The sequence below is a fragment of the Pseudomonas sp. genome (assembly GCF_030150285.1).
Taxonomy (GTDB): Bacteria; Pseudomonadota; Gammaproteobacteria; order Pseudomonadales; family Pseudomonadaceae; genus Aquipseudomonas.
Map to the genome: position 1 here is coordinate 78,686 of NZ_JASLGE010000074.1, position 12,085 is coordinate 90,770.

Genomic DNA, 12,085 nt, shown 5'->3' on the forward strand with positions numbered 1-12,085 from the left:
ATGAGCGTTGTTCTGGAGCATCGTCTTATAACGGATTGCCCCTTTGCGCTGGTCAATCCTTTTGATGTTGATCGCGATCTTTGGGTTGACCTGCCTCATCACCCCTTAAGTGCTCCACGGCTGAGCGCTTCGCCTGGTCAGCTACCTGTACTGGTCGACCTGCTTAAGCTGTCATTCACATCGCGTTTGGAATTAGTACAGCGTGCCTGGCATTGGGAGCGCGCGAACGGACAACCATTGTTCTGCGGGTTTATTAAAAGCACTGAACCCGTCGAAAGGATGGTCCGCCACTTGGGACGTCGTTTACTGATAAAAAATACCGCTGGTGAACAACTGTTTTTGCGTTTTTACGATCCTCGGGTCTTTGAGCACTTGCGCTGGATATTCACGCCTGCGCAGTTGGCGTCCTTGATGGGACCGGCTGACGTTTGGTGTTGGCAGGACAGGGCAGGCCAATGGCAGTGCGAGCTACGCCCTGAACTGAAAACTTATTCGTTGATTCTGGAGCCGCAACAACTCTTATCGTTAGGGCGCATAGGCATCCTAAATCGAATCTTGAAAAACCTGCACCGGCGAGAGCCAAGCAACGCTTTGGACATCACATCGGTTCGACAAATCGAATCATGGTTGCGACGTGCGCTTGACGACGGGCTAAGCGAGGCAGCCGACCTGCAACTGTATGTCTTTCAGGCGTTGAAGTTTGGTGCAGACATTCATCGGCACCCAACACTAGCGAATGCTCTACAAACGCTACGTATGGGGCATTGCACCTACGTCGGTGCGTGCTTGAGGGTCAATGACGAAGAACTGCATCATTCAAAGGAGGCCCAATGAGCCAATGTGATCCTTCAAAAGCCTGTGCGGTCTGTGATCAGCAGGGCCTGGCGCTGATGCCATTGCGTTATGCCGTGGCACAACCGGCAAAATTCAATGCGCCCCCCATTCAGACGCCCTTTGGGGGAGATCTGTCTGTACCACTACCCGATGATAGCGCTCACTACACCTTGCGCCACTTACGAGCGGGTTACTTATACGTGTTCAATGAAGTACGCGGCGAGTGGAAAGCCTACGTGGTCACCGCGCACGCCTACCTTGTTGAATATGACATTCACGATAAAACGCCACCCAATCCCGAAGGCGCTAGCCCCTGCTCGCGCATGGCGCAATCGGCTGCTTCGCGCTGTGTGATGATTCCGGACGCCGATCGCGCCGGGGCAGTCTGGTTAGGCTTTAGCGACGTTGCCTGGACGCAAAGGGTGTTGGAGCGCCATCGTCACCAGGCGTTCCGTGAAAAGCACATGCGGCGAATTGATATTGGCGACTGGGCCAGGAGTCAGGGGCAGTCGGTGCAGTCGCATTTGGCGGAGTTGAGCACGGCACGGCAGAGCGTTGCGGAATATCACATGCCTGCCGAGCAAGAGGAAGCATACGCCGACCCTCTCGCTATACCCGGTAGTGCGTTGAAGGGTGTCAACGACTGGCGCTACCAGGCGTTCAGTCACTCGCCACAGGACTTCCACAATTGCCATGACCAACTGGCGTTGTTGTTGGCCAGCGCCCAACGGTCGGGCAAAGCCATGCCTGCGGCGATGGTCGCGTTGATGGACCCAGTAGGGATCACCTTGGAGCTCAATGCATTAGTCCTCGGTCACGTCGAGGGGTTTGAGCGCAAGGACGATCGCGCCTGGAAGAAAGCCACCTCGACGGCGATTCAAGGGCTGCGCCAGATGCTGGAAGAGGATGCGGTGGCCACGGCATTGCAACGCCATCAAAGCCAGCGATACGCGACTGTAGAAGGGATGCCGCTGTACCCGGAGTGGAGCGAGGCCGATCGTGAACGCAACGATTTGATCTTTTCCAGTTTGTCTCCGGCCCAGGAACAAAAAGCCCGAACCGACGCCTGGGAGCGCTACATCGACAACTACCGCGAAGCTGATCGCGTTGCGTTTGAAGAGCAACTCCAGGTAGATCTTGAGCAGTTTATGCAGACCACCGTCACGCCGCTGGTGAAAGCGTTGGCAGGCTGGTACTGGGGTGAGCCATTCCGGCAAAGCATGCTGTGCAACCACGACCCAGAGGAATGGGACAGTGGCTTGTGCTTCACCACCTTGGTGACCGCCAGTTTGACCGGACTGACCGGGCACCCGCTGATCATCGATCAAGTTGTGGAGGACTTGCGCGGGCGTTACAGCGACCCCAACAACCTCACGATGCGGGCGTTGGTGCTGAACAACGATCGGATTGCTGAACGCCTGGACGAAGCCGCCACGCCAGAGTTGGTTCTGGGCAACCCATTTGCGTGGCGCAACGTGCTGAATGCGTTTGGTCATGTGATGGACGAGTACGACAAAGGTTTGGTTAGCGGCGGCCTGGCCAGGGCGGCCGGGTTTGCGCATCAGATCTCTGGGGCGCTAGTGCGCAGCTTGGGCACGCCCTTGAAAACCGGAGCGTCGGGGGCGTTGGACTTGAGTATTCGCTACCGCGTGCTCGGCCTTCTGGGTGCCCTGTCGGGCAAACAGATCCTGGCGTTGTCGACTAAAGCCTCGGAGGCGCAAATGGCACATATCATCAGTGAGAAGGTTGCATTGATGCAGCCGGGGATTGATCGCAGGGCGTTGCAGAACAAGGTCACCAGAGAACTCAGACAGTTGGAAATGCAATCTGGTGTGCGCAAGCCTACAGGCCACAGGAATGCGCGTCAGAAAAAAGTCTTTAGCTGGAACCTGATGTACGACGCTGATGTAGGCAAAGCTTTGAGTATTGACAGTCGCGGCAAACTGAACAGCAACACATCGTTGCTGATGAGCCAGGACGAATTACGCAGGGTGGTCGCACAGCGGCATGCCACCTTGCCGAAGTTGGCGAGTCTGGATGTAGGCGTGGGTGTCGTGGGCGGCATACTGGATGGGTGGAATGCCTATATGGCAGTGCAGTTGGTAGATAAGGAAGGCGTTACGCGTAAGACGGGCATCAACTTGACGGCAGCAGCATTTAGTTTGGCGGGCGCGGGTGTTGAGTTGGCGGGTGTTGTTTTGTCTAAATACCCTGGAGTTCAACTACGTCTAGCAAGCTTTTGGGGAGTTTATGGAGGTGAGCTATCATTTAACTTGGCTCTTGTAAAGTCTATTGCAAAAACCCTGGGAACAATTGGCGGAGTTTTAACTGCGGTGTTTGATGTTATGAGTGCTTTAGAAGTATGGAGAAGTGGTGATGTTCCTGTTTTTATGCTGCGTGCGTCGATAGGAGTCATCGGTGGGATTACCTCGATTGCAATATTCATTAACTTTATGCCCGTAGGTGTGGGTTTTATCGTTTTTTTGACTTTGGCAGGGCTGTCACTGCTTGGAGAGTGGGTTATTAATTTGATTCGCGATGATGAAATGGAAAAATGGCTGAGCCAAACACCGTTTGGTACTAATCTGTCAAATTTATTTGAATCTATGGCGGTGCAGGATGCTGCACTAGTAAAACTAACAGGCATAGAAATGGGGGTGTCCGGTGACTGAAGAGGCACGATTATATGATGGTTGGTTGACGCGCTATAAAGTTAATAGGAAATTGACGGCTTATGAAACTCAAGGATTCCTTGATATTGCGACCCCGATAGATATTTTGCCAGTGGACAGAGGTTTAATTAAGTGTAATGGGGTGTTTTTAGAGTTTGTAGATCGTTATTTTGTTTTGCGTGGATGGGCCGCGCTGGTGGGAGTGCCGATCGCTGGTCTATGTGTGTATTTTACAATTATGTTCGGAGTGCTTATTTATGTTCCGCCGCGTAGTGTGGGTGTTTTGACTTTTGAGCATATATTTTCAGGGTGGTTCGTAACTGCGTTGTTTGGATTGTCATTTTTAGCCATGTGTTATTTTATTTTGGCTAAAGATTTTTTTTGTTATACGCATTATCCGATTCGCTTCAATCGTAAAAATCGCAAGGTTTACGTATTTCGCCACAATGGAGAAGGGGGAGTATTAGATCTGGACTGGGATAAGCTTTATTGGTTTGTTGGCCGCTCGGGAAGAGGCTCAGATATAATATTTGACTTGCGCTGCCATATTTTGGACGCTGAGGGGCTCGTGCGTCACACCTTCGCCGTTGGGTGTATTGCTGCTACACGAACGGGGATACTTCAGCATTGGGAAATGATTCGTCGTTATATGGAAGAATCTCCCGCTGCCTTGCCATTTCCACCGTTAGTGTTGGTGCTTTCAACGGAGCCTACATTGCGAAACTGCATAACTATTCAGGTGGGGGGAACAATTGGGCACTCACCTTCATTAGTGTTGCTGACGGTGCCTTGGGCATTTATTCGTTGGATTTCGCAAATTACATGCCGCCGCCCGTGCTGGCCTGAGGCGGTGGAAGCTGAGTGCAAGATTCCAATAGACGATCCGTATCGTCTACCTGAGCCGGTTTCATGCGGTGAAGTTGTTGGGTTGGATAAAGTGGCGGAGACAGCGTTGTTGGAGTATCGCGAAAAGGCAGCCGCTGCAGCCTTGGCATATGAGGCTGCTCATTCGGTTCAAGGTATGCAAACGAAGCGTTGAGCGTCGACCATCGCGGCAAGCTCATCAGCAACACACCGTTGCTGATGAGCCAGAACGAATTACGCGGGGTAGTCGCGCAGCGGCATGCCGACTTGCCTAAGTGGGTACAAATAGAGGTTGGCGTGGGTATCGTGGGCGGGATACTTAATGGGTGGAGTGCGTATATGGCAGTGCAGTTGGTAGGTAAGGAAGACGATGGAGAGCTAACATGAGAGGCAAACATTCGGAACCTTTTGATGGATGGTTAACCAAGTACAAGATTGATCGCTTGCTTAGTGATTATGAGGTTCAGGCGCGATTGGATCCTAAGGTCTCTGTTTCTCTCCCGCCAATCGACAATGGGATGTTGAAAGTTAATAGTGTATTTTTAGAATATATGGATCGTCACTTTTTTTTTTCGTGGCTATGCTGCATTAGGAGGGCTTATAATCACGGTGTTTAATATGTGGGCTGGAGTGATGTTGTTAATTGCATCAGGTGAACCCATGCACGATGGGGTGTTACCCACGACGATGGAGGCGTTATTTATGCAGATGTTTTCATTGCCATTTTTTGCATTATTTCTTTGGATTTTTAAAGGTGCCGTGCTGCGAGATTTTTTTTGTTATACTCACTACCCTATTCGATTTAATCGAGTTAATCGCAAGGTTTATGTTTTTCAACGTAATTCCTCTGATGGTGTTTTTTCTCTGGGGTGGGATGAGTTTTATTGGTTTGTAGGTCGATCTAAGTTTGGGTATGGCTTTATTTATGATTTGCGTTGCCATTACTTGGATTCTGATGGTGTTATCCGTTTTACTTGTGCGGTAGGAAATTTTTTCGACACAAGAGCGCAGGTGCTACAGCATTGGGAAATGATTCGTCGTTATATGGAAGAGTCACCCGGGGATTTGCCATTTCCTCCACTGGCATTGGTGGTTTCGGCGGAGCCTACATTGCGAAACTGCATAACGATCCAAGTAGGAGGTTTAAGTACGTATTCACCTAAGTTTTTGCTAATGACTGTGCCTTGGGCATTCTTACGCTGGATTTCACAAATGACATGCCGCCGTCCGCGCTGGCCTGATGAGGTGGAGGCGCAGTGCCAGATTTCAATAGACGATCCGTATCGTCTACCTGAGCCGGCTTCATCCGGTGAGGTCGTAGGCCTGGATGAAGTTGCGGTAGCCGCGCTTTTTGAATATCGCGAAAAGGCAGAAGCCGCAGCCTTGGCTTATGAGGCTGCCGCTTCAGTGCAAATTCCGAGTCATTAATACAAACATACAAACGAAGCGTTGAGCGTCGACCATCGCGGCAAGTTCATCAGCAACACACCGTTGCTGATGAGCCAGGACGAATTACGCGGGGTAGTCGCGCAGCGGCATGCCAACTCGCACAAATAGAGGTTGGTGTGGGTGTCGTGGGCGGGATACTGAATGGGTGGAGTGCGTATATGGCAGTGCAGTTGGTAGAACTGCTTGGAACTAATCTGTCGAGTTTATTTGAATCTATGGCGGTGCAGGATGCTGCACTAGTAAAACTGACAGGCATAGAAATGGGGGGATTGCCAAGCGACGGTTAACAAGGCCAGAAAAATAGTACTCTTCAGAATTGAACATGGAAAAATACGTTATGGAAAGTGCACCCCTATTCCTTATGTTCCTGGTTGTATTTCACCCGGTTTATAGTGTTGTATAAAGTAGAGGTGGGAGTGGGTCGAGTAAGTGGTTCACTATTGGGTAAGTCCATGTATGTCACGGCTTTTAGCGGCGGCATGTTCAAACTGTGTGGCAACGGCATGAAGCAGCGGCTACGTCAGCTACCTGATGTGGCCCAGGCCAATACCTACTCAATAGTTAGGGGGGATGTACGAATGCTCGCGTGTAACTGGCATCAATTTGATCAAAAACAGAGCGTCGCTTGTTTTAAGCGATGCTCTGTTTGTATTTGATGGTGGCGTTGGTTTAAAGAATGCGCCCGCCGCCCAATGAGTCTATGCAGCATGCGTACTTGTCGTCTGTGAGGGTAGTGTTGATAACCTCTTTCAGTTTCTTGGGTGGGGCGTCATTTGCATGGGCTTGGGCTATTGCAGTTGAGGCCCAGAGAGTGAGTGCTACAATAATGGCTTTGTTATTGGATTTATTCATGAGTGCGAGTCCTTATGGGTTTTTCGCATTGGGTGGTATTTATTGATGGAGCTGAATTAGGTTATCTGTTTTTTTAATGCGTTGGGTGTTTGAATGGCAGCGTGGAAAGAAGGATGAGGCGTAGATTGATGTAGGAGTTTATTCTTTGATTTAGCATGACACTTTTGGGGGTGTTTGAATGTTTGTTGTTCTTTATAGCGGCAGTGGTGTGTTATCAGCCTTAAAGCGAAAGGTATCATGTCGGACGCAGTCTCGCTAAACCCGGCCACGGCTACGGGTTTTCCGTAGCTGCTGCCGAACTGCATCTGTGGGCGTTGAGGGTTGGTTATGCCTTAGCTGCTCGTCGACAGTGCTTGCGAGCGTTGATAGGCCGCCTGGGTGGCGGCTTCGATCAAGCGCCGAAGTCTCTGGTCCTGTTCGAAGACGGCAATGGCTGCTGCAGTTGTGCCGTTAGGTGAGGTGACGGCGAGGCGCAGATCGACCATGTTTGCGTCAGCCTGGGTCTGCTGGCGAGCGGCACCCAGTGCGGTCTGGCTGGCCAGATGTTGCGCCAGTGCAGGGTCCAGGCCAAGCAGCACGCCGGCCTGGGCCAGGGCCTCGCTGAACAGGTGGTAGTAGGCCGGGCCGCTGCCCGAAATCGCAGTGACGGCATCGAGCAGGCTTTCCTGCTCAAGCCAGTAGCTGCGGCCTACGCTGTCGAATAGCTGGCTGACCAGGGCACGGTGTGTGTCATCGAGCCTCGCGTCTGCGTAAAGCCCCGTGCAGCCAGCATTGACCAGCACCGGGGTGTTGGGCATGGCCCGGATTACCGGGCAGCGCCGGCCAAGTGCATGGTCCAGTGCCTCGCAGGTGATGCCGGCCGCCACCGAAATGACCACCGCACCCTTGCAGACTGCATCGGGCAGGGACGCCGCGGCACTGCAGACCTTGTCGGGTTTGACCGCGATCACTATCAGGTCGAAGGACTGTTCTGCCACCGCGTGCAGGTCTGCATACAGGGTTGCTCGAAGACCGGGCGGTTGATGTGGGTCGATGGCGCTGAGGGACGTCACCAGGCCACTTGCCTGCCAGGCTTCTCCGATGGCGCTACCCATGCGCCCGTAGCCAATAAAAAGCACGTTCATGTTGTTTCTCCCGTTAAGCCTTGGGGCGTGTGTGAGGCTCTGTTCGAAATGTATCTGCGCTCGGCGATGCCGCGTTGAACACAGGCTCGGAATGCTTATTAAGACCACGTAAGGTCATGCGCGGCCAGGTTGTTGCAAACCTGTTTTGCCTCGCCTGACCGTCGCTCTAACACAGGTCGTACAGCCCTTGGAAAGATGCATTGTGCTTACGAGTTCAGGAAACCTGAGCGCCTGCAATCGCTCACCGAGTGAGTGCCTGACATCCTTAAGGTGAGGTCCATTTCTTCTTTCAGCATCTGCATGATGGCGTTTGCACCTGCCTGGTCAGCGGCTGCCAACCCCCATAAAGGCAAGCGCCCGACCATGACCGCATCCGCGCCCAGCGCGAGATATTTCAGGATGTCGCTGCCGCGCGTCACGCCGCTGTCGGCAATGATCTGCATATCGCCGCGCACCTGTTGTGCGATGGCCGCGAGTACGTCTATGGGGGCCGGAGCACTGTCGAGGTTGCGCCCGCCATGTGCAGACACGACGATAGCGTCTGCGCCTTCATCCCGGGCGATCAGCGCGTCGGCGGTGCTTAGCACGCCCTTGATGATGATTCGCCCATGCCACCATTGGCGTATTTGCCGGATATCTTTCCAGCTCAGGCAATTGTCCAGTTTCACCGCATCGTGGACCGTTTGTTGGGTGACAGTGCTTCGAAACGCTTCGGGGTAGTGCCCATAGGAAGGCATACCGGATGACAGCGTATGCCGCAGCCAGACCGACACCAGCCATGAGGGATGGCGCAGTACATCCAGCGTCAGCCCGAGTGTCGGTTTCAACGGGATGGAAAAGCCGTTTCTGACGTTGTATTCGCGCTTTGGACTGGCGGGCGTGTCGGCGGTAATGACCAGGCACTCCACCTGTGCTGCCTGGGCGCGATCCAGCAATTGGCGGGTGAGGTTGCGGTCCTTCCAGGCGTAGAGCTGAAACCACAACAGGGCATCGGGTACGTGTTGCCTGATTTCCTCAATCGTAGTGACCGATTGGGTCGACACACAAAAAGGGATGCCCGCATCCCGAGCAGTTTTCGCCAGTTTGATTTCACCCTGATAGGCCACCATTCCGGCCAGCGCCGTGGGTGCAATGATCACCGGCATATTGAGTGCTTGACCCAATAAACGGGTGCTGAGATCAGGGCAATCGACGCCAGTCAGTATTGAGGGCGTCAGGGTGATGCGATCCAGACTTGAGCGGATGCGCGAAAGCGCCCGTTCATCCTCGCAGCCTCGATCGATATATTGAAATAACGCGTTTGGCAAATAGCGCCTGGCGCGGGCCCTGTAATCAAAGAAGTTCAATAGAGATGACATAAGCCCTCATTTCGGCATCAAGGTCAATGCAACACGGACGGTTAAGTCCTTGTTGCATGTTTAAACCCTGGCAAGAGGTAGGTGGTGATAACTATTATTTTATTTAAGAAAAGAACTTCTTGGCAGAGATTGAAGTGGCTGCCACTTGTACATGGTGCGTGAGTTCTTCTTCGACGCGTTCTTTTGTCCAGCGCGTAGTCGGCACCGCAATGGTGATCGCTGCCACAGCATGTCCATGTTCATCCAGAATGGCCGAGGCCACGGCGATGTCGCCCAGAACGGTTTCATTGGCAATAATGGAATAGCCTGTTTCTGCGGCGCGCTGTAGGCGCTCACGCAATAAACCTTTATCCGTAACGGTATAAGGCGTCATTGCCCGACAGTGGGTGGCCTCAATGGCGGCTTCTTGTTCTTCGGCGCTGCAATGGGACAGGATGGCGGTGCCCGAGGCTGTGAATACGGCGGGCAAGCGGCTGCCGACCATAATGTCGACATTGATCAAGTGCCGGCCAGGATAACGGCCAACGTAGACGACTTCGTGCCCGTCGAGTTCTTGCAAGTTGGTGGTTTCGCCGAGGTTGCTGCTCAGGTCGACCAAGTAAGGGGCGGCTTTGTGCAGTAACTCATGGGCGCATAGAAAGTTATAGGAAAACTGCAGCACCTTGGATGTCAGTGCGTAATCTCGCGTGTTATGTACACGGCGAAGATAACCCAATGCTTCCAATGTAAATACCAGGCGTTGAGCGGCACTTCGGTCCAGCCCGGACAGTTTTGCAATTTCAGAAAGTGGCATCTGTCGTTTGGGGTTGTCAAACGCATGAAGTATTTGGAAGGTCTTTTCAGTTGACCCGACATACAATGACGAGTTGCGAGGATCCCCGGCCTCTTTTATATCAGTTTTTTTTGTGGCTTTTGCAGGGCGAGAGATCGGCATTATCTGAAAGGTCCATAAAATGTTATGTAGTTATAGTGTGGCATTCGCCCGTGCCCTTGCATAGCGTCGGGGCACGGGAGAAACACCGCTTATGTTAACGGTTGGCCGGCACCTGCTCGTACATATCCAGAAGTTTGCTGTATTCGGCTCTCAGCGCATTTCGCAGTTCTTCTTTGGGTTGTCGCAGGGGGGCCAGAAGGGCAGGCGCATTGACGCCGATCAAGTCCATCACCGACTTCATCGGTCCTGGGTTGGTCTCAGAGAACGCCAGGCTCATCAGCGGGATCAATTGCCGGTGCAACGCCAATGCCTCACTGGTTTTGCCGGCGGTGGCCAGGTCGAACACCTTTCGCCAGGTTTTGGGCAGCAGGTTGGCGGTCACCACAATGCCTCCTGTGGCACCTGCCGCGACCTGTAGCGGAAAGAGCGTGTCTTCGCCGCTGAGTACGGCGAACGAGCTGTCCACGCCAGCCATGACCCTCAGGTAGTGATACATGTCGGTATTGCAGGCTTTCATGCCGATGATGCGTTCGTGCCTGGACAGTTCGTGAAGTACCTCGGGATCAATCGAGATTCGCGTGCGATATGGGATCTCGTAAATGAGGATTGGCAACGGTGACTCGTCGGCGTAGCGCAGGAAATAATCGCGGATGCCCATCTGGGTCGGGTTGGTGTAGTAGGGCGTGATCACCAGCAGGCCGTCGGCCCCCGCTTTGGCAAAGTCTTCGGCAGCGGTCATCGCATCGTGGTAACCGGTGTCCAGCACCCCGGAAATCACGGGCATGCGCTGATCGGCAAGCTTGGCGCACAGCTCAACGAAACGCACCCGTTCATGCCTGGACAAGGCTCCGTACTCGCCGGTGCCGCCCAGTGGCACAACGCCGTCTACGCCTTGCCCAGTCAACCAGGTGAACAGCGCCTGGGTCGCGTTGACGTCAATCGTGTCATCGCTCTGCACCGGGGTGGTTATTGCCGGGAAAATGCCTTTGAGGTGTTCAGAATTAAGCATGGGTACTTCTCCTAGAAATGAGTTACGGGATCAGCGCGCCAAGCTGCGCTGACGCAGGCGATCGGCACCGAAAATCAGCAGTGTGATAAACACCAGCAAGCAGGTGGATACGGCGGCAATGACCGGTGAAACCTGCAAGGTCACCTCGTCCCAGAACTGTTTGGGCAAGGTCGCGTTGAGGCCACCCGAAGAGAACAGGGCAATCGTCAGCTCATCGAAGGACGTGGCGAAGGCAAACAGGAAGGCGGAAAACATGCCGGCACCCAGCAGAGGAAAGGTCACGTGCTTGAGTGTTCGGATCGGGCTGGCCCCCAGGCTTTGCGCGGCCAGATCCAGGCGCACGTCGTAGTTGCGCAGCACCGCGACCATGGTCATGACCACATACGGCACGCACACCACGGTATGCCCGATGATCAGGCCGATCGAGGTGCCCACCAGTTTCAACTCGGCAAACATGTAGAACAGGCCGAGCGCAATGATCACTCGGGGCGCAATGATCGGTGACAGCAGGAAGGCAAGCAGCGCTGCTTTACCGCGAATTCGTCCCCTTGCCAGCAGAAACGCAGCGGGCACGCCAATCAGCATCGACAAGATACCGGCACCGGTTGCGACCGTTAGCGAGCGGGCCAGCGCTTGCGTCCACACCGGGGTGTCGAGCATTTGTTGGTACCACTGCAGCGTCATGCCGGACGGTGGCCATTGCAAGCCAGCACTGCTGAAGGAAATCGGGATCATCAGCAGGGCGGGCAGGCTGATCATGATCAGTACCGTCCAGACAAAAAACCTGAGGGCCAGCGGCGAACCCTCAGCCCGCTTGCGTTGTGGCTTGAAGGTAAAACGCTCGATAAGCCAGTCGCTGACGGCACCCATGGCCGCCAGCACGGCACTGCCCGCACGCCGCGCGCGCGTGTCGCGACGAGCCTGGGAGGCCGGATCTTCGCCGGTCAGTGTGGTGAAGCCGAACACCCGGTCATAAATGATGAAGACGA

At 53.8% G+C, this 12,085-nt stretch carries 11 protein-coding genes; 5 read left to right on the plus strand and 6 right to left on the minus strand.

Annotated elements, in window-relative coordinates; translation table 11 throughout:
- The 5 genes from Q1W15_RS16860 (at nucleotide 1) to Q1W15_RS16880 (ending at nucleotide 6,106) form a co-directional block, all read left to right on the plus strand.
- Nucleotides 1–834 carry a DUF4123 domain-containing protein gene (locus Q1W15_RS16860; RefSeq protein WP_300730359.1) on the plus strand — a complete coding sequence of 278 codons (834 nt, stop codon included), beginning with the start codon at nucleotides 1–3 and terminating at the stop codon, nucleotides 832–834.
- On the plus strand, nucleotides 831–3,506 hold the full coding sequence (locus Q1W15_RS16865; protein ID WP_300730361.1) for a T6SS effector BTH_I2691 family protein: 2,676 nt from the start codon (nucleotides 831–833) through the stop codon (nucleotides 3,504–3,506). Before Q1W15_RS16860 ends, Q1W15_RS16865 begins: the two co-directional genes overlap by 4 nt.
- On the plus strand, nucleotides 3,499–4,545 hold the full coding sequence (locus tag Q1W15_RS16870; RefSeq protein WP_300730363.1) for a DUF6708 domain-containing protein: 1,047 nt from the start codon (nucleotides 3,499–3,501) through the stop codon (nucleotides 4,543–4,545). Before Q1W15_RS16865 ends, Q1W15_RS16870 begins: the two co-directional genes overlap by 8 nt.
- A 485-nt stretch (nucleotides 4,546–5,030) precedes the next feature.
- Complete coding sequence (locus Q1W15_RS16875) at nucleotides 5,031–5,798, plus strand: DUF6708 domain-containing protein (RefSeq protein WP_300730365.1); 768 nt, start codon at nucleotides 5,031–5,033, stop codon at nucleotides 5,796–5,798.
- 179 nt (nucleotides 5,799–5,977) lie between these two features.
- Entirely contained in the window at nucleotides 5,978–6,106 is a 129-nt protein-coding gene (locus tag Q1W15_RS16880; RefSeq protein WP_300730367.1) for a hypothetical protein, read from the plus strand.
- A 382-nt stretch (nucleotides 6,107–6,488) separates the two neighbouring features.
- Here Q1W15_RS16880 and Q1W15_RS16885 read toward each other — a convergent pair whose 3' ends face one another.
- The 6 genes from Q1W15_RS16885 to Q1W15_RS16910 all read right to left on the minus strand — a co-directional run.
- Nucleotides 6,489–6,671 (minus strand): hypothetical protein, encoded by a 183-nt coding sequence (locus Q1W15_RS16885; RefSeq protein ID WP_300730369.1) that lies wholly within the window; start codon nucleotides 6,669–6,671, stop codon nucleotides 6,489–6,491.
- 332 nt (nucleotides 6,672–7,003) lie between these two features.
- Nucleotides 7,004–7,795, minus strand: a complete 792-nt coding sequence (gene proC, locus Q1W15_RS16890; RefSeq protein WP_300730371.1) for a pyrroline-5-carboxylate reductase — start codon at nucleotides 7,793–7,795, stop codon at nucleotides 7,004–7,006.
- 206 nt (nucleotides 7,796–8,001) lie between these two features.
- Nucleotides 8,002–9,153 carry an alpha-hydroxy acid oxidase gene (locus Q1W15_RS16895; protein ID WP_300730373.1) on the minus strand — a complete coding sequence of 384 codons (1,152 nt, stop codon included), beginning with the start codon at nucleotides 9,151–9,153 and terminating at the stop codon, nucleotides 8,002–8,004.
- 103 nt (nucleotides 9,154–9,256) lie between these two features.
- Nucleotides 9,257–10,087 (minus strand): IclR family transcriptional regulator, encoded by an 831-nt coding sequence (locus Q1W15_RS16900; protein ID WP_300730375.1) that lies wholly within the window; start codon nucleotides 10,085–10,087, stop codon nucleotides 9,257–9,259.
- Between the two features lie 94 nt (nucleotides 10,088–10,181).
- Complete coding sequence (gene dapA, locus Q1W15_RS16905) at nucleotides 10,182–11,096, minus strand: 4-hydroxy-tetrahydrodipicolinate synthase (protein WP_300730377.1); 915 nt, start codon at nucleotides 11,094–11,096, stop codon at nucleotides 10,182–10,184.
- A 30-nt stretch (nucleotides 11,097–11,126) separates the two neighbouring features.
- Nucleotides 11,127–12,085, minus strand: a 959-nt coding sequence (locus Q1W15_RS16910) for an ABC transporter permease (protein ID WP_300730379.1), incomplete at its 5' end; no start/stop codon positions are given.

Bases quoted from the DNA above. Each gene is read 5' to 3' on its own strand.
- Q1W15_RS16880 (WP_300730367.1), top strand. From the start codon at position 5,978: ATGGCAGTGCAGTTGGTAGAACTGCTTGGAACTAATCTGTCGAGTTTA.
- dapA (WP_300730377.1), bottom strand. From the start codon at position 11,096: ATGCTTAATTCTGAACACCTCAAAGGCATTTTCCCGGCAATAACCACC.
- Q1W15_RS16895 (WP_300730373.1), bottom strand. From the start codon at position 9,153: ATGTCATCTCTATTGAACTTCTTTGATTACAGGGCCCGCGCCAGGCGC.
- Q1W15_RS16885 (WP_300730369.1), bottom strand. From the start codon at position 6,671: ATGAATAAATCCAATAACAAAGCCATTATTGTAGCACTCACTCTCTGG.
- Q1W15_RS16875 (WP_300730365.1), top strand. From the start codon at position 5,031: ATGCACGATGGGGTGTTACCCACGACGATGGAGGCGTTATTTATGCAG.
- Q1W15_RS16860 (WP_300730359.1), top strand. From the start codon at position 1: ATGAGCGTTGTTCTGGAGCATCGTCTTATAACGGATTGCCCCTTTGCG.
- Q1W15_RS16865 (WP_300730361.1), top strand. From the start codon at position 831: ATGAGCCAATGTGATCCTTCAAAAGCCTGTGCGGTCTGTGATCAGCAG.
- Q1W15_RS16900 (WP_300730375.1), bottom strand. From the start codon at position 10,087: ATGCCGATCTCTCGCCCTGCAAAAGCCACAAAAAAAACTGATATAAAA.
- proC (WP_300730371.1), bottom strand. From the start codon at position 7,795: ATGAACGTGCTTTTTATTGGCTACGGGCGCATGGGTAGCGCCATCGGA.